27 protein-coding genes are annotated in these 23142 nt (G+C 46.5%); 25 read left to right on the plus strand and 2 right to left on the minus strand.

What is annotated here, in order from left to right; all coding sequences use genetic code 11:
• Positions 1 to 215: 215 nt before the first annotated feature.
• The 24 genes from asnS to AAC978_RS00120 all read left to right on the plus strand — a co-directional run bounded on the left by asnS (position 216) and on the right by AAC978_RS00120 (position 21785).
• Complete coding sequence (gene asnS / locus AAC978_RS00005) at positions 216 to 1607, plus strand: asparagine--tRNA ligase (RefSeq protein ID WP_341545909.1); 1392 nt, start codon at positions 216 to 218, stop codon at positions 1605 to 1607.
• Positions 1608 to 1625: 18 nt separating this feature from the next.
• On the plus strand, positions 1626 to 1934 hold the full coding sequence (locus tag AAC978_RS00010; protein ID WP_341545910.1) for a hypothetical protein: 309 nt from the start codon (positions 1626 to 1628) through the stop codon (positions 1932 to 1934).
• Between the two features lie 21 nt (positions 1935 to 1955).
• Positions 1956 to 2231, plus strand: coding sequence for a hypothetical protein (locus tag AAC978_RS00015; RefSeq protein ID WP_341545911.1), 276 nt, complete (start codon positions 1956 to 1958; stop codon positions 2229 to 2231).
• Between the two features lie 279 nt (positions 2232 to 2510).
• Positions 2511 to 3683 (plus strand): pyridoxal-phosphate-dependent aminotransferase family protein, encoded by a 1173-nt coding sequence (locus AAC978_RS00020; protein ID WP_341545912.1) that lies wholly within the window; start codon positions 2511 to 2513, stop codon positions 3681 to 3683.
• Between the two features lie 234 nt (positions 3684 to 3917).
• Positions 3918 to 4604 (plus strand): spore cortex-lytic enzyme, encoded by a 687-nt coding sequence (gene sleB / locus AAC978_RS00025; RefSeq protein ID WP_341545913.1) that lies wholly within the window; start codon positions 3918 to 3920, stop codon positions 4602 to 4604.
• 11 nt (positions 4605 to 4615) lie between these two features.
• Positions 4616 to 5977, plus strand: coding sequence for a PepSY1/2 domain-containing protein (locus AAC978_RS00030; RefSeq protein ID WP_341545914.1), 1362 nt, complete (start codon positions 4616 to 4618; stop codon positions 5975 to 5977).
• Between the two features lie 243 nt (positions 5978 to 6220).
• On the plus strand, positions 6221 to 6652 hold the full coding sequence (locus AAC978_RS00035) for a DUF1934 domain-containing protein (RefSeq protein WP_341545915.1): 432 nt from the start codon (positions 6221 to 6223) through the stop codon (positions 6650 to 6652).
• Positions 6649 to 8334: an arginine--tRNA ligase gene (gene argS, locus AAC978_RS00040; protein ID WP_341545916.1), complete on the plus strand. Its 1686-nt coding sequence runs from the start codon at positions 6649 to 6651 to the stop codon at positions 8332 to 8334. Before AAC978_RS00035 ends, argS begins: the two co-directional genes overlap by 4 nt.
• A 65-nt stretch (positions 8335 to 8399) precedes the next feature.
• Positions 8400 to 8846, plus strand: coding sequence for a DNA-directed RNA polymerase subunit delta (gene rpoE / locus AAC978_RS00045; RefSeq protein ID WP_341545917.1), 447 nt, complete (start codon positions 8400 to 8402; stop codon positions 8844 to 8846).
• A gap of 241 nt (positions 8847 to 9087) precedes the next feature.
• Positions 9088 to 10683, plus strand: a complete 1596-nt coding sequence (locus AAC978_RS00050) for a CTP synthase (RefSeq protein ID WP_341545918.1) — start codon at positions 9088 to 9090, stop codon at positions 10681 to 10683.
• Between the two features lie 135 nt (positions 10684 to 10818).
• On the plus strand, positions 10819 to 11901 hold the full coding sequence (locus AAC978_RS00055; RefSeq protein WP_341545919.1) for a lipid II:glycine glycyltransferase FemX: 1083 nt from the start codon (positions 10819 to 10821) through the stop codon (positions 11899 to 11901).
• A 6-nt stretch (positions 11902 to 11907) separates the two neighbouring features.
• Positions 11908 to 12087, plus strand: a complete 180-nt coding sequence (locus tag AAC978_RS00060) for a hypothetical protein (protein ID WP_341545920.1) — start codon at positions 11908 to 11910, stop codon at positions 12085 to 12087.
• A 176-nt stretch (positions 12088 to 12263) separates the two neighbouring features.
• Positions 12264 to 12425, plus strand: a complete 162-nt coding sequence (locus tag AAC978_RS00065; protein WP_341545921.1) for a hypothetical protein — start codon at positions 12264 to 12266, stop codon at positions 12423 to 12425.
• A 94-nt stretch (positions 12426 to 12519) separates the two neighbouring features.
• The gene (gene alr / locus AAC978_RS00070) at positions 12520 to 13704 is read left to right on the plus strand and encodes an alanine racemase (RefSeq protein WP_341545922.1); all 1185 of its coding nucleotides are present in this window, start codon (positions 12520 to 12522) and stop codon (positions 13702 to 13704) included.
• A gap of 26 nt (positions 13705 to 13730) precedes the next feature.
• The gene (locus tag AAC978_RS00075; RefSeq protein WP_341545923.1) at positions 13731 to 14087 is read left to right on the plus strand and encodes a response regulator; all 357 of its coding nucleotides are present in this window, start codon (positions 13731 to 13733) and stop codon (positions 14085 to 14087) included.
• Positions 14088 to 14213: 126 nt separating this feature from the next.
• Positions 14214 to 14885 carry a hypothetical protein gene (locus tag AAC978_RS00080; RefSeq protein ID WP_341546332.1) on the plus strand — a complete coding sequence of 224 codons (672 nt, stop codon included), beginning with the start codon at positions 14214 to 14216 and terminating at the stop codon, positions 14883 to 14885.
• Positions 14886 to 14887: 2 nt separating this feature from the next.
• The gene (locus AAC978_RS00085) at positions 14888 to 15742 is read left to right on the plus strand and encodes a class II fructose-1,6-bisphosphate aldolase (protein ID WP_341545924.1); all 855 of its coding nucleotides are present in this window, start codon (positions 14888 to 14890) and stop codon (positions 15740 to 15742) included.
• 10 nt (positions 15743 to 15752) lie between these two features.
• Entirely contained in the window at positions 15753 to 16394 is a 642-nt protein-coding gene (gene fsa, locus AAC978_RS00090) for a fructose-6-phosphate aldolase (protein ID WP_341545925.1), read from the plus strand.
• Positions 16395 to 16629: 235 nt separating this feature from the next.
• The gene (gene glpX, locus AAC978_RS00095) at positions 16630 to 17604 is read left to right on the plus strand and encodes a class II fructose-bisphosphatase (protein ID WP_341546333.1); all 975 of its coding nucleotides are present in this window, start codon (positions 16630 to 16632) and stop codon (positions 17602 to 17604) included.
• A gap of 52 nt (positions 17605 to 17656) precedes the next feature.
• Positions 17657 to 18367 (plus strand): M23 family metallopeptidase, encoded by a 711-nt coding sequence (locus AAC978_RS00100; RefSeq protein WP_341545926.1) that lies wholly within the window; start codon positions 17657 to 17659, stop codon positions 18365 to 18367.
• A 119-nt stretch (positions 18368 to 18486) separates the two neighbouring features.
• Complete coding sequence (gene rpmE, locus AAC978_RS00105; RefSeq protein ID WP_015263800.1) at positions 18487 to 18684, plus strand: 50S ribosomal protein L31; 198 nt, start codon at positions 18487 to 18489, stop codon at positions 18682 to 18684.
• Positions 18685 to 18820: 136 nt separating this feature from the next.
• Positions 18821 to 19888 (plus strand): peptide chain release factor 1, encoded by a 1068-nt coding sequence (gene prfA / locus AAC978_RS00110; protein WP_341545927.1) that lies wholly within the window; start codon positions 18821 to 18823, stop codon positions 19886 to 19888.
• Positions 19888 to 20739, plus strand: a complete 852-nt coding sequence (prmC, locus tag AAC978_RS00115; RefSeq protein WP_341545928.1) for a peptide chain release factor N(5)-glutamine methyltransferase — start codon at positions 19888 to 19890, stop codon at positions 20737 to 20739. The genes prfA and prmC overlap by 1 nt, the downstream gene beginning before the upstream one ends.
• Positions 20739 to 21785, plus strand: coding sequence for an L-threonylcarbamoyladenylate synthase (locus AAC978_RS00120; protein WP_341545929.1), 1047 nt, complete (start codon positions 20739 to 20741; stop codon positions 21783 to 21785). Before prmC ends, AAC978_RS00120 begins: the two co-directional genes overlap by 1 nt.
• A gap of 106 nt (positions 21786 to 21891) precedes the next feature.
• Here AAC978_RS00120 and AAC978_RS00125 read toward each other — a convergent pair whose 3' ends face one another.
• Both AAC978_RS00125 and AAC978_RS00130 read right to left on the minus strand, forming a co-directional pair.
• The gene (locus AAC978_RS00125) at positions 21892 to 22077 is read right to left on the minus strand and encodes a hypothetical protein (RefSeq protein WP_341545930.1); all 186 of its coding nucleotides are present in this window, start codon (positions 22075 to 22077) and stop codon (positions 21892 to 21894) included.
• A 273-nt stretch (positions 22078 to 22350) separates the two neighbouring features.
• On the minus strand, positions 22351 to 22479 hold the full coding sequence (locus tag AAC978_RS00130; RefSeq protein ID WP_341545931.1) for a hypothetical protein: 129 nt from the start codon (positions 22477 to 22479) through the stop codon (positions 22351 to 22353).
• Between the two features lie 73 nt (positions 22480 to 22552).
• Here AAC978_RS00130 and AAC978_RS00135 point away from each other — a divergent pair, with 73 nt between their 5' ends.
• On the plus strand, positions 22553 to 23140 hold the full coding sequence (locus AAC978_RS00135; protein ID WP_341545932.1) for a manganese efflux pump MntP: 588 nt from the start codon (positions 22553 to 22555) through the stop codon (positions 23138 to 23140).
• Positions 23141 to 23142: the final 2 nt, after the last annotated feature.

The following is a 23142-nucleotide window of genomic DNA, read 5'->3' on the forward strand; positions in this document are numbered from 1 at the left end:
CCTGTTCCTATTAATGTAACAGAAGTAACGTTGAAATATTCTCTATGATCGGTTAAATCCCTTTTTGTTCTAAGCGTGTGTATTGTATTCATGAAGATGAAGGATTATCCTACAAATACGTAGAATAAATCGGGTATAATAATTACTATGAAGTCTAGTTGAGTATCCACTGAGTGAATACGAGATAGCAGGATAGGAAGGGAGAATATCCAGCAATGGAAAACGCCTTAGTCAAGTCGATTTATCGCGATCCACGCCCTTACCTCAATGAAGAGATTCAGATTTCGGGATGGGTGCGGACACTCAGAGTATCTAAAACCTTTGGTTTTATCGAGATCAACGATGGTTCTTTTTTTAAGAATATCCAAGTGGTCTTTGATGAAGCCTTAAGTAACTTTGAGGAAATAGCTAAAGTTACCACGGGTAGTTCCCTAATCATTACAGGACAACTTGTAGAATCCCCCGGAGCCAAGCAACCCTTCGAACTTAAGGCCCAAGCCATAGAGCTTGAAGGAGCATGCGCTGGGGATTACCCCTTACAGAAAAAACGCCACTCCTTTGAATATTTGCGCACAATCGCTCATTTGCGGCCGCGGACGAATACCTTTTCTGCCGTATTCCGGGTTCGTTCTTTGGTTGCCTATGCAATCCATAAGTTTTTCCAAGAGAAAGGCTTCGTCTATGTTAATACACCTATCATCACCGGTAGTGATGCTGAAGGAGCCGGAGAAATGTTCCGAGTCACCACCCTTGACCTAAAGGCTTTGCCGCGAACAGAGGAAGGTCAACTGGATTTTAGCAAGGACTTCTTTGGCAAAGAAACCAACCTAACCGTGAGTGGTCAGCTGAATGCAGAATCCTATAGTATGGCTTTCCGTAATGTCTATACCTTCGGACCCACCTTCCGCGCGGAAAACTCTAATACGGCTCGCCACGCTGCTGAGTTCTGGATGATTGAACCGGAGATTGCTTTTGCTGATTTAGAAGACGATATGGAACTTGCGGAAGAAATGATGAAGTATTTAGTCACCTATGTCTTGGAGAATGCACCGGAAGAGATGGCTTTCTTCAATGAATTTGTAGATAAATCGCTCTTGAGTCGTTTGGAGAACATTGTGAATTCCGATTTCGGACGTGTGACCTACACAGAGGCGATCGAAATCCTGAAAAAAGAGCAGGATCGTTTTGAATATCCTGTCGAGTGGGGAGCCGATTTGCAAACAGAGCACGAAAGATTCCTCACCGAGCATGTTTACAAGAAGCCAGTCTTTGTCATCGATTATCCTAAAGATATCAAAGCCTTCTACATGCGCCTCAATGATGATCAAAAGACCGTAGCGGCTATGGACCTGCTCGTTCCCGGCGTTGGTGAAATTATCGGAGGCAGTCAGCGTGAAGAACGGTTAGAGGCTTTAGAAAAGAGAATGGTAGAGCTGGGTCTTCACCAAGAAGACTATAGCTGGTACTTGGATCTGCGTAAATATGGAGGCACTCGTCATGCCGGTTATGGTTTAGGTTTTGAACGAGTGATTATGTATCTAACGGGAGTTGCCAATATTCGCGATGTCATTGCCTTCCCGAGAACAGTGCATAATGCTGATTTTTAATGAGGAGGAATGAATGTAATGGAAGTAGCTAAGAATGCAGGTGCCTATAATATGGCAGATGAGTCAGGCGTGCTTGCCAAAGCTAGTCTTGTCATTGACATGGACAAATGTGCCGCCAACTATAAGGTGAGGCTTAATATGGGCGGGGATATTATTAAGCGGTTAATGTCAGCTGACAATACAAGAAAATTGCTGGAATGGGCCTCTGATATGGACAATGAAAGAACCTACATAGTGCTAACAAGTGCACTACATGGTAATTTCCAAATGATTAAGCACAGTGCAATTCTCGATATTCTAATCACCGCGGAAGAAGACGTAGTTTAGAGAAAATAAGGAGGTAAGAATTTGAAACTCTTAGTAACCACCGATGCTAAAAAATACATCCTTGACAATGGAAAGAATGCTATTGCCAAAAATGAGGGGTGGCCCAGTGTCAAGCTCGGCGTACCGAGCGAAGATGAGTTAAAGGACTATCAGGCCATTGACTTAGGAGAAGATATCAAGCTTTATACCCATATTAGTATATTGAGCTTGGATGATAATCATAATTTTCGAATTGACTACGGTTTTAAACTAGGCGGTAAGGGTCTAAAGATTAAAAGTCGTTGGATTAAAGCCTAATTCCAGAACCAACTGATGGCGCTTTATGGAGTAAATCATAGGGCGCCTTCCATTTTATTTTCATAAAGTATATTGCCTTACATACTTTCCTTCAGCAATGGAATATATGCTATTTCTCATGTATACAATGTTTTTGACTGGAAGAGGCAGGATAATTGCCTCTGATATAGAACACTTAGTGATTCACTTAGTATGTTCAATAGTTCCCAATCATAGCTGCAATGATAATTTTCGATAGATTAGGAATAATACTGTCGTAAATAAAAGGAGGATGACCCCATGCCAAATCAAGAAATGCTTCTCATACCCGGACCGACACCGGTTGTGGATGAAATATATGAAGCATTAGCCCAAGAGACCTATGCCCACACTGATCCACGGTTAGTTAAACGATTCAAGAACAGCTTGGAGATGACCAAACGCCTTTTTAATACAAAGGGTGAGGTCTTTATTGTGGCAGGTTCCGGTACCTTATCCATGGAGATGGCGATTGTTAATACGGTGGCACCGGGTGAAAAACTGCTGGTGATTAGTCATGGTTTCTTTGGAGATCGCTTTATCCCCATCGCTCAAGCCCATGGCATCCAGGTAGACGTATTACAACCAGAATGGGGACAACACATTGAGATATCTGCCATCGAGGAAAAGCTTGCTCAGGGTGGCTATAAAGCTGTTACGGTGACTCATGTGGATACCTCTACCGGAGTTATCTCAAACCTGGAAAAGCTGGTTCCTGCAGTAAAGAAACACGGCGTACTCTTTATCTTGGATGGGGTATGCGCCTCAGCTGCCGTTGAAGAGGATATGGGTAAGGAATATGGACACCCTGATTACACCATCGACGTGGTCCTGACAGGATCCCAAAAAGCTATTGGCGTGCCGCCGGGGTTGGCGATTGTCGCCTTTGGACCTAAGGCCTTAAAAGCCAGAGAAGCCATGGACAAGGTGGCTGCTTACTACATGGATATCCTTCGGTGGTTGCCGACGATGCAGGATCCGGGAAAATATTACGCCACCCACCCTGTCAACATGATTTATGCCTTAGAAAAAGGGATGGAAATCGTGATGGCTGAAGGACTGGAAGCTCGTTACAAGCGCCATGCTGCCTTAGGAAGAGCGGTCCGAGCAGGGCTTGCCGAGTATGGCATGAAGGCCCTGGCTGCAGAAGAAATCGCTGCACCGACCTTAAGCTGTATCCTTTATCCTGAAGGGGTCAATGACGCAGAATTCCGTGCCAAACTAGCAGCAAAAGGGATGGTCATTGCCGGCTCCCTAGCAGCTCTGGCCGGAAAGGCTTTCCGGATTGGGCATATGGGCAATGTGACCGAAGAAATGTTTGTGAAGGCCATAGAGCTGGTAGGTGAAACACTTACGGAAATGGGCTTCAAAGCTGATACAGCAAAAGCAGTTGAGACCTTTAAAAGGGTCTACAGATCGGGTTTGGCTGAGTAAAAGTGTGAACTGGGGACAGGTCCCACTTCGCATTCGTCCGTATCAAGTGATTCTTTAAAATATAAAGCAAGAGGCGATTGATTATCCGAGAATGATCATGTCGCCTCTTTTTGTTATCTTGATATGCAATTTAATATTTATATTTTTGTTATCTGGGAAAACCCGCATTTTCTGGATAAAAACCCATTTTCTCAGACACACTAAGAAGGAAAATCTAGGTGTGAGGTGAGCGTGATGATCGCAAAAAAGAGAGTTTGGGTAGGGATATTCACCCTAAGCATTGCCTTAATCCTTGCCGGGGTAGCCTATGGGGCACTGGGTGATCGCACCTTAAGTCAAGGGTCAAGGGGTCCTGAAGTGACTGAGCTTCAGAAGCGCTTGGCTTCCTTAGGGTATGTGGTCGGTAAGGTCGATGGTATCTACGGAACCAAGACTAAGGCCGCCATTACTCGTTTCCAAAGGGAACGGGGTTTAAAGGTGGATGGTATGGCCGGTACCCAGACGATTAAGGAGCTCAAATTAATGACCGGAAATAGTACCAATGCCTCCGGAAAATCCGTTGGACCGAAAAACGTGGATATCAACCTATTGGCCCGTTGTGTCAGTGCTGAGGCCAGGGGAGAGCCCTATGTAGGGCAGGTAGCGGTAGCTGCTGTTCTGCTCAATCGCTTGGAGGACCCAGCCTTCCCAAATACGATTGCGGATATCATTTATCAGCCCCTGGCATTTTCTAGTGTTGCCGATGGTCAGATTAACATGGCACCTACCTCTTCAGCTGTGAAGGCAGCCCAAGAAGCGGTATCCGGTGTGGATCCCACGGGGGGGGCCATTTACTTCTTTAATCCGGCGAAGACCAAGAATAAATTTATTTGGTCGAGACCGCAAATAATGCAAATCGGAAATCATATGTTCACTCGTTAGGAGGGGATTCCATGAGAAATCTCTGGATTGGTATTCTAGGAACCGCTTTCGTCCTCTCCCTGGCTTGGGGGTTTACTGAGTATCGACAAGCGGACCAATATGAGAAAGTCAGTGTTAATCAATATCAGCGTTCCCTAAGAGATTTGGCCAGTAACCTAGATCAATTGGAAACGGATTTGGCCAAAGGTCGTGTAGCAGCTACCTCAAGTCAAAAGGTCCTTTATCTGGGCCAAGCAGGTACGATTAGCGAATCTGCAGTTAAAGATTTAGCGCAGCTCCCTGCTGAGGAAAATGGACTAAGCTATATCAGTGAGTTTTTAAATCGCACAGGAGATTTTACAAGGAGTCTCGCATATCAAATCTCTGTCGGACATACACCGACGGCTGAAGAAGACAAGACCCTCACCGATGTCCATGAGCGTCTTTTGACAGTCAATCAAAACGTTCAGGATTTAGTTCAACGTGTGGATACGGAGGGTTTGGCTTGGGTGGATAATCCATCCATCTGGACTCGGGTGGCTGGGTTCTGGCAGACAGAAACTGCGGAAGCCGCCGCGGCAGCAGCTGATGGACCCGCAAGTTCGGTACGCTCCGGACTTGATCAGCTCAATGCCAGTTTGCAAAAGCTCCCGCCATTTTCCTATGTGGGAGAATATGAATCCCGTTCCGTAAGGGAACCCTTAGCCTTACCCAAGCAAGAGGTCGATAAGGATGTCGCCTTAAAAGCGGCTAAAAGTTTTCTAAGTAAAATGGGTTACCCCACCACCGAACTAGAGTTCAGCGGCGTCAGTCAAGGAGCCTTAGGAGTGTACATTTTTAAGCAGGGCAATCTCTTTATGACTGTCAGCAAACGAGGGGGAAAGGTGATTAACTATCGGGATCAACGGGAGTTTAGTGAGAGAACCCTGAGCCCTGACCAAGCCAAGGAGAAAGTAGCCCAGACCCTGAAAGCCTTGGAGTGGGATCTCGTTTTGACTTCGACCGAGGACTACGGAGGCTATCTGCAGCTCGAATATGTACAAGATGAGAACGGTGTTCGCTATTACCCCGATAAATTGCGCATTACGGTAGCTTTAGATAATGGCCAGATCATTGGCTATGATTCTACCCCCTATTACGCCTATCATCAAAAACGCAACTTTACGAAGAAGCTGACCCTCGAGCAAGCTAAAACCAAACTGAGAAAGGGCTTTCAAATCAAGGAGAACCGGATGGCGGTTATTCCTGTCATGGGAAATCGTGAGGTCATGGCCTATGAGTTCCGAGGTAAGTATCAGGATGAGGAATATTTAGTATATATCAACGCCGGTAGCGGTATTGAAGAAAGGATTCAACGGATTATCAAGACACCGAAGGGTGAGTATCTGCAGTGATAAAGCATTTATGACGACAACACTTCGTTGAAGTCATGCCAAAATAGGGTATACTAGAAGACAAGGTGATAATGCTTAGACATTATCACCTTGTTGATTTACCGGAAGTTTTAAGCACACAGAGAATAGAGATTAATATATAATAGTGCTTATCAGAATGAGCTCATACTGTCGAAGTACTTAGTATCCCGAACTGCTTAGCATCTTATAGTAAATAAGGATTGGCTGAGAAAGGAGATCCCCGTGGCTGATAAAGTAATAATTCAGGTTACCAGTAACCAACAATATCCTGAAGGTCAGAATGATCGCATGGAGTTTACCACTGAAGGCACTTCACATCATCGCGCCGGAGCCTTTTACATCATTTACCGTGATACAGAAATAACTGGGATGGACGGAGTGACAACCTCTCTTAAGATCGAGTCTAACCGAGTGACTCTGAATCGAATGGGGGCAATCGATCACAAGCAGGTTTTTGAACGAGGGGTACGCCATGGTTCATCTTACGTTACACCACAGGGTTCTTTGTTTTTTGAGATTGAGACGAAGGCAATGGAGATTCACTTGACAGAGCTGGAAGGAAAGATTACTCTAGAATATGATCTTTTTTCTGGCGATCAGTTAGTCAGTCACAATAGATTGCGAATTAATATAAAGGAGGACGCTCCTCAATGAGTTTGTACATTACTATTAAAGACACCATCTATGCTAACTTAGCAAAGGCTGCGGAGACAGCGCAAAAAAATGGGGAACTCAGCTTTGAAAGCTTGCCTAGCTATGTATTGGAAGTACCCCGCGAAAAGCAACATGGAGACTGGGCCACGAATCTAGCTATGGTTTTGACCAAGCAGGCCCGGAAGGCCCCCCGCGACATTGCGACAATCCTGATTGAGAATCTGGATACAGAAGGAACCTATATAACTTCTTGTGAAATAGCCGGTCCGGGGTTCATTAATTTTCGTTTAGATCCAAGTTGGTTGACAGGTGTCATTCCGGAGGTCCTTAACCAGGGTGTAGACTATGGAAGGGTCAACATAGGACAAGGGAAGAAGGTTCAGGTGGAATTTGTCAGTGCTAATCCCACAGGACTGCTTCATATGGGCAATGCCCGGGGGGCGGCCTTAGGGGATAGCTTAGCTTCTCTGCTAGATATGGCGGGTTATGAAGTCAGCCGGGAATTCTATATTAACGATGCGGGTAACCAAATTCATAACTTTGCCCTATCTCTAGAAGCCCGTTATCTCCAACTTCTTGGTCAGGATGTGCCCTTCCCTGAAGGGGGCTATCATGGGGAAGACTTAATTGATACAGTCAAAGGACTAATTGCCAAGGTCGGCGATAAATATGGCAATGTGGAAGAGGATCTCCGTCGGGAATTCTTGGTTCGCTATGCTTTGGAAGAGAAGCTCACCAACATCCGAGAGACCCTCAATGATATGGGGGTTCATTATGATGTCTGGTTTAGTGAGCAATCCCTTCATGATTCTGGTTTTGTCAAAGATACGATGGAGAAGCTGGAGCAAAAAGGCTATATCTATGAAAAGGAAGGTGCTCAATGGCTGAAATCCACCTTGTTCGGAGATGAGAAGGATGAGGTTGTAGTTCGCAGCAATGGGACACCTACATATTTTGCCGCTGACATTGCTTACCACCGCAATAAATATGAGCGGGGATTTGATCGGGTCATCAATATTTGGGGTGCTGATCATCATGGCCATGTCGCGCGGATGAAAGGAGCTATGTCTGCTTTAGGGTATGATCCGGAAAATCTCCAGATTATCCTTATGCAACTGGTTCGTTTGATTCAAGGTGGCGAAGTCGTGCGCATGTCTAAACGTTCCGGACAATACATCACCTTAAGAGAGTTGATGGATGAAGTAGGGAAGGACGCCGCTCGATTCTTCTTTATCATGCGGGATCCTGATTCTACTGTAGAATTTGACTTGGATTTAGCAAAAGCAGAGTCCTCCGATAATCCAGTGTATTATGTCCAATACGCCCATGCTCGGCTTTGCAGCATTCTGCGCCAAGCCGCTGAGCTTGGCTACACCACCGAAGGAATACCCCAAGCAGACAACCTTAAGGGTCTCGACAGCACAGAAGAGCGAGAGCTCTTAAAGAAGATTGCCGAACTCCCCAATGAAATAGAAGTGGCGGCCCGTTTGACTGAGCCCCATCGTCTGGCACGCTATGTTTTAGACCTTGCTGCACTTTTTCACTCCTTTTATAACAGTCAAAGAGTTTTGGTGGAAGAGGAAGGTATTAGAGAAGCCCGTTTGGGCCTGGTACATTCAACAAAGTACGTTTTAGCCAATGTCTTGGGCATTCTCGGGGTAACTGCACCAGAAAGAATGTAATATAAATGAAGCTTAGCAGGAAATAATTAGGGGCGGGTCGAATATACTGTCTAACTATTCAGAGATTGAAGAAGGGCGGTGTTATATTGACCCATTCCCTACCACAGAGACTCAAACCATCAGATGAAGATATAGCGGTTAGGATTCTTGCAGAACAAGGTCGTCCCATGTATTATCAAGACTTTATTGTCGAGGTATTAAGCCAACAAGAGAGACCTCAACATCCAGCGGCAATCTCGAGGGTATTAACGCAGATCAATTTGGATGCCCGATTTACCTATGTTGGTAATGGAGAATGGGGCCTAAAAGTATGGTCCCCCGGTAAGAGCCCACGTAAGGTTCCGACCATTACTTTACTCAACAAAAGAACGGTCGAAGATGATGTAAATGATGAGGTCGAGTTAGATTTAGATAAGGAATTGCTTTTCGACGATGGTGAAGAAGATGTCGAAGAAATAGTGGATTCAGAGGCGGAAGAAGATTCTTATCAAAAAGATGATTCATGGCGATGAACAATAATCGAGGAAAATTGCAATAAACTGCGGAAAAACCTATTGAATCGCCTTGACAGCCCTTTGAAATCTGGCTAGAATAAGTATAAATGGTAAAAATAAAGCTAGTGCGTCTTGCGGACTAGCTTTTTTTATGTGTATGCGTTCGGCTTTTTCAATGATAATTCATCATTTTACTGCTGTGCGGAAATCTTCATGGATATTTGAAAAGAGAATTTGGTCGAAGAAAGGATGGGGGAAAATGACAAAGTTTATTTTTGTCACAGGTGGTGTTGTATCTTCCTTGGGGAAGGGAATCACGGCGTCCGCTTTGGGATGTTTGCTCAAAAATCGAGGCTTAAGTATAGCTATACAAAAATTTGATCCTTATATTAACATTGACCCAGGAACCATGAGCCCTTACCAACATGGGGAAGTATTTGTAACGGATGACGGAGCAGAAACAGACTTGGACTTGGGGCACTATGAGCGCTTTATTGATGTACCTGTGTCTAAAAATAGCAATGTAACGACAGGAAAAATCTATTGGTCTGTTTTAAATAAGGAAAGACGCGGAGATTACTTAGGTGGAACGGTACAAGTCATTCCTCATATTACCAATGAAATTAAGGAGCGGATTTACCGCGTAGCTCGGGAAAACCATCCGGATATTGTTATTACAGAAATCGGAGGAACAGTGGGAGATATTGAATCCCTACCTTTCCTTGAAGCCATTCGCCAAATACGTAGCGATATCGGCAAAGAAAATGTCCTCTACCTCCATGTTACTCTGATTCCCTATCTCAAAGCCTCGGGGGAGCTGAAGACAAAGCCTACCCAACACTCAGTTAAGGAACTGCGGGGAATTGGGATTCAACCCAATATTTTAGTTTGTCGCACAGAACATGAAATATCGAATGATATGAAGGAAAAACTGGCCTTGTTCTGCGATATTGACAAAGAAGCGATTATTCAGATGGTGGATGCCAAGAGTATTTATGAAGTACCCCTGAATATTCTTGAAGAAGGAATGGACGATATTGTCCTGAAGATTTTGGGACTTGAAGCAAAGCCTGCTGATATGACAGAATGGAAGGCCATGGTCGATCGCATTAATAATCCCCAAAGTGAAACCGAGATTGCAATTGTCGGAAAATATGTGGAGCTTCCTGATGCTTATCTTAGTGTAGCCGAAGCTCTGCGTCATGCTGGAATTGAACATCGCACGAAGGTAAAAATTCGCTGGGTTAACTCCGAAGGGATTGAAGAATCCTCTGCGGAGGAACACCTAAAGGGAGTGTCAGGCATTCTCGTTCCCGGCGGCTTTGGTAACCGCGGAATCGAAGGAAAGATCGAGGCTATTCGCTATGCCCGGGAAAACAAAGTGCCTTTCTTAGGGATTTGTTTAGGTATGCAAACGGCTGTAATTGAATTCGCGCGCAATGTTTGTGGTATGAAAAACGCTAATAGCTCTGAATTTGATGTGGATACGCCATACCCTATTATTGATCTTCTCCCTGAACAAAAAGAAATAGAAGATAAAGGCGGCACCATGCGTCTGGGGATTTCGCCTGTGAAGCTTATCGAGAATACTAAGGTTAGCTCTGTTTATCAGGATGAAGTGATCTACGAACGCCATCGCCATCGCTACGAAGTGAATAACGAATACCGTGCTGAATTGGAGAAGGCGGGCTTAGTGTTCTCGGGAACCTCTCCAGATGGACGCTTAGTTGAAATTACCGAATATCCTGACCATCCTTGGTTTGTAGCTTCTCAATTCCATCCGGAATTCAAATCTCGTCCCAACCGTTCTCATCCGCTCTTTAGAGAGTTTGTCAAAGCTACATTGACGAAATAAGAATCTATTATTCCATGGCTTTATGAGCCATGGAATAATTTTAGGTGAGCCTAAGCAAAAATAAGAAAGTTTGCGTTTGTCTTATTATGGCAAAAATTAACATAGAGATTAGAATAATAACGGGAGGCTGTTGGGATGCCTTATACAGCAAGAATAATTGGCGACGCAGAAAAACAGCGTTTTGATGAATTTATGGCTCGCCACCCCAAAGGCCATGTGCTGCAAACCTGGGGTTGGGGAGAGCTAAAAAGTAAAACCGGTTGGCAGCCTTGGCGGGTGGTTCTTGAGCGCGAAGGGGAAATTGTCGCGGGAATCTCTATCTTGGAACGGAAGATCCCGGTAATTGGCACCCCGATTTTCTACGCTTCACGAGGACCTGTTCTGGATTGGCAGGATGAGTCGTTGTTCGATGCCCTCCTCCTAGAGGTCAGGAAATTAGCCAGAAAGAGGGGAGCAATTTTCCTTAAGGTCGATCCGGATGTTCCATCCTCCGCACAGGATCTTGAAAATTATTTAAAATCCCGTGGCTTTCGCTCGGCAGAAACAGGAAAGGGCTTTGAAGGTGTCCAGCCTAAATACGTCTTTCGACTCGATATTAGCCCCACTGAAGAAACTCTCCTAGCCCAAATGCATCAAAAGACCCGCTATAATGTCAAGCTAGCAACGAAAAAGGGAGTGTCCATCCGGGTCGGCACCAAAGCTGATTTGCCGGAATTTTATCGCGTCCTTAAAGAAACCACCGAGCGAGATAAATTCTTAGTTCGTTCGTACTCCTACTTTGAAGATATGTATGGAGAGCTCAACCCGGCAGGAATGGCCGAGGTATTTATTGCCGAATATGAAGGTCAGGTCATCGCCGGCACCCTAGCCTTAATTATCGGCGAGAAGGCCTGGTATCTCTACGGTGCCTCCTCTAACGCTCATCGCAACGTCATGCCCAACTATCTGATCCAATGGGAAATGATCCGCTGGGCCAAATCCAGAGGCTGCACCCTCTATGATTTCCGCGGTGTTCCCGGACATCTCACTGAAGATAATCCTCTCTACGGCCTATACCGTTTTAAGAAAGGCTTCAATGGCGAGTATACCGAGTTCATCGGCGAATGGGATCTGGTCTACCGCCCTGTGATCTATTCGCTCTGGAATACGCTTGAGCCTATTTACTCTGATGTGGTTAAGGGGATTATTGGGAAGCTGAGACGGAGAAATCGGGGGTAAAGTTGTTTGCTAAGGCTTTCCCCGGTAGGCTTTTCGGAAAGTCGGGTCATGCAGCTTCACGCACAACACTCACTCAGTAGCTCCGGGGCTGACAAACGCGCTTTCGTCGCAACTCCGCCAAACCTCTGGGCAATACCTGATGTAAACCGGTGGCTCCGTTATGCAACGAAAGCGTCGTTTGCCTGACCACCCCTCCACTAAAATCGTTCGCTAATGTGCGTGAAGCTGCGCTTACGGGTCTTTTTAGGGTAGCTCCGTGTGCTCTTCTTTAACTGAGCTAAAAGAAGCTCTAGTTTACGCAAAAGAAAAAACCATAAATTCTTCGTGAAAGTTTTGGTTCCAAATAAGATAACCCAAGGATTTTGATATACGGAAGAGAGCGACTTCAAAGCGAGCAGCTACCCGTTCTTCGCGAAAAGCTTGCAGCGGAGTCGGGTTGGAAACAGGACGTTTCCAACCAGCTAGAGAGCCAAGGAAGGCGATTTAGCTGGGCACCCGACGGAGCGGAGAGCTTGAGCGATTAGAATGGGTGCGCGCAGCTTTCTGAGCGAACGTGTATAGCAAAATCCTGGAGAACAATCCCCTCAAGAATTCCTAGAGAAAAAGGTGGCGATCTCAATGAGTAACGCTTGGATCGATATTAACCTAGACGCCATAGCCAATAACTACCGGGAAATAACCCAACGCCTTAGCCAAGGTGCCCGAGTCATGGCCGTGGTGAAGGCTGATGCCTATGGCTTAGGAGCAGTTCCCATCGCTCAGACACTGCAGAAATTAGGCTGCGAGGCTTTTGCGGTGACGACTGTCGAGGAAGGCCTGATTTTGCGTCAGCACGAGATTCAAGGCATTATTTTGGTGCTAGGACCTGTATCTTCTGAGCAGATGAAGGAGGCTCTCGAAGCTGACCTCCAGCTGACTCTCGGGGATTTTAATATGCTTACTCAATGTGCAACCGTGGCAGCTCAGTTGGGGAAGGAAGCCCAGGTTCACATCAAATTAGAAACGGGTATGGGCAGGACCGGTTTTTTAGAGAAGGATTGGGAGGATCTTGCTGAATCCATAAAGGCAACCGACTATATTAATCCGGTCGGCATTTATACCCATCTGGCGCGGGCCGCACAGCGTGATCGGTCCTATACTCAGCAGCAGCATGCCGCCTTTCAGCGCGGGGTCAAGATTATGGAGCAGCATGGCTTTGTAGGCTTATGGAAGCATATCTGCAACAGTGCTGCTTTTTTGGATTACCCGGAGTGGCATTGTGATTTTATCAGGACGGGGACTCTTCTTGTGGGTCATTTTCCTGCGATCGCCTTTGCCGGTATGCTAAAGCTTCAGGATCCTTGGGTTGCTAAGGCTCGAATCTTCAGCCTACGCCAGGTGCCCAAAGGAACCTTTGTCGGCTATCAAAGCATTTATCGCACCAAAGCCGAGACTCGTTTGGCTGTGATTCCCGTGGGATATACCGATGGCTTTGGGGTACAGCCTCATTTTGTACCTCAAGGATTTTGGGACTTCATTAAGATTATCATTAAAAACTTCCTCGCTCTTTGCGGGATCTATGTGGGTCAGGAGACCGTGGCTTGGCAAGGTCATTCGATTCGCGTCGCGGGCAAGATTGGTATGCAGTTGACAGTTCTCGATGTAGGCGGGCTTCCCTGTCAGGTTGGGGATGAGGTAATTCTGCCCTTAAGACGGACTCAGGCTAATCCTCGCATTCTAAGACAATACTGGTCAGAAGAAAGATTAATCACGAAACGTGAAATAAAAGAAGGATATTTACAAACATATCCAGAATATCCATAATTATTGGCGGAAGGAGATGGTAGAAAATGGCCAACATTCTCGTTGTAGATGATCAAATGGGGATTCGCCGACTTCTTTTTGAGGCCTTTAAGGAAGAAGGTCATAGTGTAAAATTGGCTAAAAATGGCAATGAAGCCCTTCGTTTGCTTAAAGATTTCCAACCGGAATTAATAATTATGGATATGAATATGCCAGTAAAGAATGGGATTGACACTTTAAAAGAGATCAGGACATTTAACAAAGATGTTCAAGTGATTATGATGACGGCCTATGGAGATGTTCAAACCATGGAGAGATCTCAGGAACAAGGGGTGAATTGCTATATTTGTAAGCCTTTCGATCTTTTCGAGCTACGTGATTACGTTCGTGAAATTCTTCAATAGATTAAGTTGAACAAGAGACACCGCAGATAGTTGCAGCGGTTGTCTCTTATTTTTTTAAATTGGAGATGGAGGAAAAACCCCACTACTTGCCGAAGTATAGTTTCGAGGTAGAAAGAGGTGGGAAAATTGATCCTGACGACCCATACATCCGTCGCCATACAGTGCTCTCAATGCGGAGAATTAGAATTTCACGGCCTTTCTCTTTTTGCGTTTTCCGGAAAGGGACGGGTAAACTTATATTGCCGTTGCGGTGAATCCCTGATATCTGTGGCAACACGAGACCGCAAGTATTTTAATACATCTTTCAATTGCGCATTTTGTGGACAGGTTCACTATCTCCGCCTTAAGCGCAGTGCTTGCTGGGGTAAAAATGCTTTGCCATTAGTGTGTCCTGAAGTGGAGGCTTCGGCAGGGTTCATTGGTCCCAAACAAAAAGTCACTCAAGCATGCCAGGAACGTGAGAAATCCATCGCAGAGCTTGCTTCTGAATTAGGATATGAAGACGAATTTGAGAATCCGGAAGTGATGTTGAAACTGCTAGATCATCTCCATTGCCTAGCAAAGGACGGGGCTTTGGGCTGTCAATGTGGTAACCATAATCTTACCTTTGAACTTTTACCGGATCGAATTGAGCTTTATTGTGATATTTGTGAAGCGGTTGGCGTAATCTATGGAGAGAATGCTGAGAACATTCGTATATTTGAGGGTATGACTGCGGTGAATTTAGACGAAAATAAAACCGTGCTGCTGAATTGTACGCAGCATGGACGTTTTCGCAAGGCAATTGAGGAGGAATAAGGATGAGTTTGGTATCTATGGCGGAGCTGTTGCAAGAAGCTCAAAGGGGACATTATGCGGTGGGAGCATTTAACTGCAACAATATGGAGATTGTTCAAGCCATCGTCGGTGCGGCAGAAGCAGAAAAATCCCCTGTCATCGTTCAGGCGAGTCAAGGAGCCATCAAATACGCGGGGATTGAATACATAGCAGCAATGACCAGCTTAGCGGCTGAGAAGGCCAGTGTGCCGGTAGCCCTTCATCTTGATCATGGCACCAGCTTTGCTCAAGTGATGAGTTGCGTAAGAAATCAGTTTACCTCCGTGATGATTGATGGTTCAAAGCTCTCCCTTGAGGAGAATATCGCCCTAACCAATAAAGTGATTGAAGCGGTTCGCCCCTTAGGAGTCTCTGTAGAGGCAGAGCTTGGTAAGATCGGGGGCACAGAAGATGATATTACCGTCAGTGAGAAGGAGGCCCTCTTTACCGATCCCAATGAGGCTGAGCGTTTTGTGAAAGAGACGGCAGTCGATGCCTTAGCCATTGCGATTGGTACTGCTCATGGACAGTATAAAGGGATCCCACAACTTGATTTTGATCGTCTCGCAGAAATCCGTAAGCGGGTTAACGCCCCCATCGTTTTGCACGGTTCGTCAGGGGTTCCGGATGATGCCATTCAAAGAGCCATCTCACTTGGTGTCTGTAAGGTCAATATCGACACCAATATTAGGGAGGCTTTCGTTGCAGCAGCCCGCAAGGTCATGACCGATAATCCTCGTGAGATTGATCCTAGAAAGATGCTGGGACCAGCTCGCGAAGCGACAATTGAGATTATCCGTGAAAAGATCCGCCTTTTCGGAAGTAGCGGAAAAGCCTAAGGAGGATAAAATGGAATTTTTATTAGACTCAGCTAATCCGGAAGAGATTAAGCAAGCCTGGAATATGGGAGTTATCGCTGGAATTACGACGAATCCCAGCTTGGTGGCTAAAGAGGGAAGAGATTTTCACCAGCTTTTAGAGGAGCTAATCGAAATCGTCGATGGCCCGATCAGTGCTGAGGTTATCGCTTTAGATACGACCGGAATGTTGACGGAAGCTCGAGAACTTGCCGCCAAGCATCCCCATATTGTGGTTAAGATTCCCATGACAGAGGATGGTCTCAAGGCAGTAAAAATTCTCAGCGCTGAAGGTATTAAAACCAATGTGACCTTGATTTTTTCGGCGGTTCAAGCCTTGTTAGCCGCACGAGCTGGAGCTACGTATGTAAGCCCCTTCTTAGGCAGACTGGACGACATTGGTGAAAATGGCCTCCTTCTGCTCGATGACATTTGCGAAATTTTTGGAGTTCATGGCTTGGAGACCAAAGTGATTGCTGCCAGTATCCGTAACCCCGTCCACGTCACGGAAGCGGCTAAGCTTGGGGCGGATTATGCGACAGTGCCCTTTAATGTATTACGCCAACTCTTCAAGCATCCTTTGACTGAGGCAGGAATTGATAAGTTTTTAGCTGATTGGCAGAAACTAAAGTAATAAAATGTTGATCATGGATTGGCAAAGCTCTGACAGACGATTTTCGGCTGAAAGAGCTTTCTTTCTGAGCTCTGGCATCCCACCTTGCATCCCCAAAAGAAGTATGGGACAATACATGTGGTACTGATGCTTTTGTTGAAGCAATAAAGATTGACGCAATGGTACTTCATTTAAATTGTTAGTTTAATAATAAGATAAAATAGTTGGAGGGATCATCATGGATAAAGATTTAACCATGGAACGTGAACTTACCATGGAATTTGCTCGGGTGACGGAGGCGGCAGCTCTAGCTTCAGCTCGTTGGGTTGGGCGTGGTAACAAAGAGGCTGCTGATGATGCTGCTGTGCAAGCCATGCGATCCGTTTTTGACACTATCCGTATGAGTGGAACGGTAGTGATCGGTGAAGGCGAAATGGATGAAGCGCCCATGCTTTACATTGGCGAGAAAGTAGGAAGTGGCGAGGCTCCTGAGTTAGATGTTGCCGTCGATCCGCTCGAAGGAACAAATATTGTGGCTAAAGGTCTTGCTGGTGCGATTGCTGTGGTAGCGATAGCGAAAAAGGGTGGCCTTTTGCATGCACCAGATATGTATATGGACAAGATCGCTGTGGGCCCTCTAGCCAAGGGCAAGATCCACTTAGATGCTTCGGTACAGGATAACTTACGCAATGTAGCCCAAGCCTTAGGGAAAAGTATCGATGAGCTTACGGTCGTCATCATGGATCGTCCTCGACATGACAAGATTATTCATGACGTGCGGGAAACAGGAGCGCGTATTCGTTTGATTACAGATGGAGATGTTTCCCCAGCTGTCGCATGTGCAATTGAAGGTACCGGGATTGATATCATGATGGGGGTTGGCGGAGCTCCGGAAGGAGTGCTTGCGGCCGCTGCTTTGCGTTGTTTAGGGGGCGAAATGCAAGGAAGGCTTTGGCCGGAAAATGATGCTGATGTTCTGCGCGCGAAAGATTTAGGTATTTCGGATGTAAGTAAGTTATTAACCATGGATGATTTAGTCTGTTCTGATGATGTATTCTTTGCTGCCACAGGTATTACGGAAGGTCCATTATTAAAAGGGGTGCACTTTACCGCCCAAGGTGCTCTGACTCATACGGTCGTGATGAGGGGTAAAACCGGTACGGTACGCTTTATTGAAGCACGACATAGCTTTGCTAAAAAGCCTGCTTATGCCATGAAGGGTGTCCTCTAGGTATTTTTTGCCTTATCATGGGAGAGACTACCTTTGAGGTGGTTTCATAAAAATGAATACAAGTAAACATAAGCAAAGGGGATTTTTGTTTAAAGGGTGTGCCCTTTTGCTTGTGTGCAGTTTCTGGATCAATGCCGGGATTTCTCTTGGGTATTGCCAAGAAGAAAGCACGGTGGCTCAATTTTCTATTGTCACAATGCAAGAAGGACAGACCCTTGAAGACTTAGCGAGGAAGTATCAAACGACAGCCCAGCAAATACGGTTAGACAACCCAGCGGTTAACCTTCAGCCGGGTGGGACTGTGACCATTCGCGAACAGTTCAACAAAGCTTCAACAGTAACTATTGAGATTCCGGTGGCTGTCGAGGCCCTTTCACGTGGAACTCAACAGATTTGGAACTGGCCGGCCCATGCCCGTATTAGCTCGGATTATGGTTGGCGGAATGGAGAATTTCATCACGGCATTGATTTAGCCATTCCTCATGGCACAAGTGTCTTAGCTGCTCGAGAGGGTAAAGTGGTCAAAGCTCGCTGGATGGATATCTATGGTTTAACCATACTTCTAGATCACGGTAATGGGGTGGAAAGCCTCTATGCGCACAATCAAAAGCTTCTGGTTGAGCCTGGAGACTGGGTCAAGCAGGGTGAGGCTATAGCTATTTCTGGGGATACAGGAAGAAGTACCGGTCCCCATCTTCACTTTGAGATACGTCTTCAGAAGAAAACCATTGATCCTCTACCTTATCTCCCTCGAATCAATTAATGCTACTAAAAAAAATTTCAAGATAGGGTTCTATTCTATTGATTATATCTTGACCTGCATGAAGTCGTTGTGGTACAATGTTCAGAGTTGACGACTCGGTTGGGAAAGAAGGTGACGACATGAAAGAAAAGACACACCCTAAATATGAACAAACCACTATCACTTGTGTATGCGGCGAAGTAATTCCAACCGGCAGCACTAAGAAGGATATTAAGGTGGAAATTTGTTCTAAGTGCCATCCCTTCTATACCGGTGTTCAACGTTTTGTAGATACTGGTGGACGAGTGGACCGCTTTAAGAAAAAATACGGAATGTAATAGAACAACGGCCTGCGGTCGTTGCTAAAGAAAAGGCAGAGCGCACGCTCTGCTTTTTCTTTAGCACTATGTCATTTCATAGATAATATCAAGGTTACTTCGTCAGAACTATTCTAGCTCGCTTGAGGTGTGAAAGATGCAAAATAAATTAATTGAAATTGAAAGGCGCTATGATGAGCTGACCCAGCTCTTAAGCGATCCTGAGGTCATTGCCAGACAAGAAGAGTGGCAGAAGTATGCCAAAGCCCAGTCGGGTATGACGGATATTGTGGAAGCCTTTCGTGAATATAGCTCGGTGGTGAAGAGTCTCGAAGAGACGCAAAGTCTTCTTCAAGAGAAATTAGATCCCGAATTTAAAGAGATGGCCGAGCTTGAACTTGAGGAATTGACAGAGAAGCGAGATGTTCTGGCTGAGCAGATGCGGGTTTTGCTCTTGCCAAAGGATCCCAATGACGATAAAAACGTCATTATGGAAATCCGTGCCGGTGCGGGTGGGGAAGAAGCTGCCCTCTTTGCCGGGGATCTTTATCGTATGTACACTAAATATGCCGAAGGCCAAGGTTGGCGGACAGAGATGCTTAGCGCCAGCTATACGGATATCGGTGGTTTTAAAGAGATTATCTTTCTTGTGGAAGGCCAGGGAGCCTATAGCAAGCTGAAATTTGAAAGTGGTGTTCATCGGGTGCAACGGGTGCCCGCCACCGAATCCGGGGGGCGGATTCATACCTCGACGACCACAGTGGCAGTACTTCCTGAGGCAGAAGAAGTGGATGTCCAGATCAACCCTAATGATTTACGCATTGATATTTTTTGTTCCAGCGGCCCGGGGGGGCAATCGGTTAATACTACCCAGTCAGCAGTACGGATCACGCATATTCCGACCGGTACAGTGGTATCTTGTCAAGATGAAAAATCTCAATTAAAAAATAAAGAAAAGGCTCTGCGAGTTTTGCGGGCACGGGTCCTGGAAAGGGCTCAGGAAGAGGCCGTAGGGGAATTAGCCAGTGAGCGCCGCAGTCAGGTTGGGACGGGTGATCGCAGTGAGCGAATTCGGACCTATAACTTTCCTCAAGGCCGGGTGACAGACCATCGAATTGGCTTGACTCTTCATCGACTCGATGCTATTTTGCTAGGTGAACTTGAGGATGTAATCAATGCTCTAATTACTACGGATCAGGCAGAGCGGCTTAAAGCGGAGGCATAATGCGTATCATCGATGTCCTTTTATGGGGAGAGCAAGAATTAAAACTGGCCCAAGTGGAAAATCCGCGCTGGGATGCGGATCTTCTGCTTGGGCATATTCTTAAGCTAAGGCGTGAACAACTTTATCTGAGTAGGGATCAATTGCTTGATCCTGATCAGGAAATTGCCTTTGCTCAGGTGCTCGAGCGCCGGGTCAAGCGAGAGCCTCTCCAGTATATTTTAAAGTATCAAGAATTCATGGGGCTTGATTTTTATGTGGATAGAAGAGTTCTTATCCCTAGAGCAGATAGCGAGATTCTAGTGGAAAAGATTCTGGAATTAAAAACAACGTGGAGTCCCCTTGAGGATGGAAACCCTCCTGCTATTGTCGATCTCTGTACGGGCAGCGGTGCTCTAGCTATCAGCGTTGCTCATTATTGGCCACAGACGAGAGTTGTGGGGACGGACCTATCACCCGATGCTCTTGAGGTGGCTCGTTTAAATAGTGAACGGCTTGGGGTTCAAGTACAGTGGCGGCAGGGGGATTTTCTGGCCCCGATTCGTAGCGAAAGCTGGGATATCATCATGAGTAATCCCCCTTATATAGCCGTAGACGAATACTCTGAACTTGCTCCGGAGATTGCCGAAGAACCGAGGATGGCCTTTCTGGGGGGCGAGGATGGTTTAGATTTTTATCGCGAACTTGCCAGAGAAGCACCCGCTTTATTGAAAGCTAAAGGAATAATTATAGTGGAAATCGGGTGGCAACAGAGTGAACCCGTGACACGACTTTTTCAAGAACAGGGTTTCGCTACTCAGACTTTTCAAGATTTAGGTGGGAGAGATCGGGTAGTTTTCGCGAGGTGTGAATAATGGAAACAAAACGAGTTACTATTGATGCTCAAAAGCCTGAATTCCAATGGATTCAAGAGGGAGCAAGGTTAATCCGTGAAGGAAAGCTGGTCGCCTTACCCACGGAGACGGTGTATGGTTTAGGGGCCAATGCGATGGATGCTGAGGCCTGTCGGGAGATTTTCCGAGTCAAGGGCCGACCCCAAGATAATCCGCTCATTGCCCATATCTCAGATTTGGATATGGCCAAAAAGTTAACAAAGCATTGGACTCCACAAGCTGCCCTCTGTGCGGAACGGTTTTGGCCGGGCCCTTTAACCCTCGTGCTGGAAAAGACTGATTTGGTGCCGGATGTGGTAAGTGGTGGATTAGGTACTGTGGGTATTCGCATGCCAAAGCATCCTGTAGCCTTACAGTTAATTCAAGAAGCAGGGGTCCCGATCGCAGCTCCCAGTGCTAACCTTTCTGGCAAGCCCAGCCCGACCAAAGGAAGCCATGTTTGGAAGGACTTAAATGGTAAAATCCCCTTAATCTTGGATGCCGGAGCGTGTGCGGTGGGAGTGGAATCCACGGTTTTGGATTTAACCGAAGAAGTGCCCACCATCCTTCGCCCCGGAGGAATTACTAAGGAACAGCTGGAAGAGGTACTGGGAGAAGTGGCAGTTGATCATCCCTCCGAGCTACAGGCTCCCAAGGCACCTGGTATGAAATACCGTCATTATGCCCCAAAGGGGGACTTAACCCTCCTCATCGGCGAACGCACAAAAGTTATTTCCAAGATGGTTGAGGAGATTCGCAAAGGACAATCCCGTCTGAAGAAAGTGGGAATCCTCTGCACCCTAGAGAGCGCAGCGGAGCTTCACTACCACTTACCGGACCTGCTTTACGTCTTAGGCTCAGAAAGCAACCCCGCAGAGGTTGCCGGCAATCTCTACGAAGGCCTAAGGCTCTGCGATGAGCAGGGTATGGATATTATTCTCGCCGAAGGGGTGTCGGATAAAGGGCTAGGCTTTGCTATTATGAATCGGCTGATCAAGGCTTCGGGGCAGAAGGTGCTTCGGGTGTAGGCCTTTGGTTTCACTGAAGTTCGGGTCTTGACTAAAGCGGCTTTTCGCAGAGTAGTTCGAGCCTTGTTTAATCAATCCATTGTGGAATAGTTTGGGTCGTGCAGCTTCACGCACAACACTCACTCAATAGCTCCTGGGCTGGCAAACTCGCTTTCGTCGCAACTACGCCAAACCTCTGGGTAATACCTGAAGTGGCCGCTCCTGCACGTCCATGTGCTCGCGGCATCAGGACATCCATGTCCAAGCAACCGGCGGCTCCGTTATGCAACGAAAGCTCCGTTCGCCTGACCACCCCTCCGCAAAAATCGTTCGCTATTGTGCGTGAAGCTGCGCTTACGGGTCTTTTTTGATAGAAGCGCTTCGTGCGCTCTGCCTTCGCTGAAAAGAAAGGCTCCAGTTCTAGGCTGAAAAAACTAACTCTGCTTCCTTAGGTAATTCACATTCCGGATAAGACAACCCAAGGATTTTGATATACGGAAGAGAGCGACTTCAAAGCGAGCAGCTACCCGTTCTTCGCGAAAAGCTTGCAGCGGAGTCGGGTTGGAAACAGGACGTTTCCAACCGGCTACGAGGCAGGAGCCGATTTAGCCGGTGTCCCGACGGAGCGGAGAGCTTGAGCGATAGAACGGGTGCGCACAGCTTTCTGAGCGAACGTGTATAGCAAAATCATGGTGACAAAACGTCCTTCATTCATGCCAGCCCCCTCCCCAGCATAGAATACAAAGACGCCATTTTGTAATCTATACCTCGAACAGGAGGAATGGGGATTGAATCTTGCCTGGATCTTAGCATTGTCCGTGGCCTTAGGCGCGGACGCCTTTAGTCTAGCCTTAGCCATCGGCCTAGTGGGAGTCGGAAAACGCATGACCCTTCGACTTTCCTTGCTGGTAGCAGTCTTTCATGTGTTTATGCCCTTAGGAGGCCTGCTCTTGGGCCAAACTCTGGGGCTGTTTCTGGGCTATTTAGCAAAAGGAATTGGCTCACTTGTCCTGTTATGGCTGGGCGGAAGGATGCTCTTTCATGTTTGGAGGCCGGAGCCGGAGTGTATACCTCTATCTAGAGCAAGACAGGCTCTGCATCAAAGACAGCTACCCGCGGGGGTATGCTTAAGTGGGGTAGGGCTATATGCCTTAGCAGCCAGCGTGAGTTTAGACGCCCTTAGTGTGGGATTTTCTTTAGGAACAGTGGACAGCCGGATTGGACTTACAGTATTGGTGATGGGAACGGTTGCCGGAATTATGATGGGCAGCGGTCTAGTGCTTGGTCGCTATGTGGGCTCTTGGTTAGGAAAACGAGCCGAGGCCATGGGTGGTCTCGTACTCGTGATGATTGGGATAAGGATGCTAGTGGGATAGGA

It is taken from the genome of Desulfitobacterium sp. THU1 (assembly GCF_038181555.1).
Lineage (GTDB): Bacteria > Bacillota > Desulfitobacteriia > Desulfitobacteriales > Desulfitobacteriaceae > Desulfitobacterium.

Coding starts and splice junctions, on each gene's coding strand:
- rpmE (WP_015263800.1), top strand. CDS start 18,487: ATGAAAGAAAAGACACACCCTAAATATGAACAAACCACTATCACTTGT.
- alr (WP_341545922.1), top strand. CDS start 12,520: ATGAGTAACGCTTGGATCGATATTAACCTAGACGCCATAGCCAATAAC.
- prmC (WP_341545928.1), top strand. CDS start 19,888: ATGCGTATCATCGATGTCCTTTTATGGGGAGAGCAAGAATTAAAACTG.
- AAC978_RS00055 (WP_341545919.1), top strand. CDS start 10,819: ATGCCTTATACAGCAAGAATAATTGGCGACGCAGAAAAACAGCGTTTT.
- AAC978_RS00085 (WP_341545924.1), top strand. CDS start 14,888: ATGAGTTTGGTATCTATGGCGGAGCTGTTGCAAGAAGCTCAAAGGGGA.
- AAC978_RS00075 (WP_341545923.1), top strand. CDS start 13,731: ATGGCCAACATTCTCGTTGTAGATGATCAAATGGGGATTCGCCGACTT.
- AAC978_RS00100 (WP_341545926.1), top strand. CDS start 17,657: ATGAATACAAGTAAACATAAGCAAAGGGGATTTTTGTTTAAAGGGTGT.
- AAC978_RS00120 (WP_341545929.1), top strand. CDS start 20,739: ATGGAAACAAAACGAGTTACTATTGATGCTCAAAAGCCTGAATTCCAA.
- argS (WP_341545916.1), top strand. CDS start 6,649: ATGAGTTTGTACATTACTATTAAAGACACCATCTATGCTAACTTAGCA.
- asnS (WP_341545909.1), top strand. CDS start 216: ATGGAAAACGCCTTAGTCAAGTCGATTTATCGCGATCCACGCCCTTAC.
- fsa (WP_341545925.1), top strand. CDS start 15,753: ATGGAATTTTTATTAGACTCAGCTAATCCGGAAGAGATTAAGCAAGCC.
- AAC978_RS00030 (WP_341545914.1), top strand. CDS start 4,616: ATGAGAAATCTCTGGATTGGTATTCTAGGAACCGCTTTCGTCCTCTCC.
- sleB (WP_341545913.1), top strand. CDS start 3,918: ATGATCGCAAAAAAGAGAGTTTGGGTAGGGATATTCACCCTAAGCATT.
- AAC978_RS00050 (WP_341545918.1), top strand. CDS start 9,088: ATGACAAAGTTTATTTTTGTCACAGGTGGTGTTGTATCTTCCTTGGGG.
- prfA (WP_341545927.1), top strand. CDS start 18,821: ATGCAAAATAAATTAATTGAAATTGAAAGGCGCTATGATGAGCTGACC.
- AAC978_RS00130 (WP_341545931.1), bottom strand. CDS start 22,479: ATGAATGAAGGACGTTTTGTCACCATGATTTTGCTATACACGTTCGCT.
- AAC978_RS00010 (WP_341545910.1), top strand. CDS start 1,626: ATGGAAGTAGCTAAGAATGCAGGTGCCTATAATATGGCAGATGAGTCA.
- AAC978_RS00020 (WP_341545912.1), top strand. CDS start 2,511: ATGCCAAATCAAGAAATGCTTCTCATACCCGGACCGACACCGGTTGTG.
- glpX (WP_341546333.1), top strand. CDS start 16,630: ATGGAACGTGAACTTACCATGGAATTTGCTCGGGTGACGGAGGCGGCA.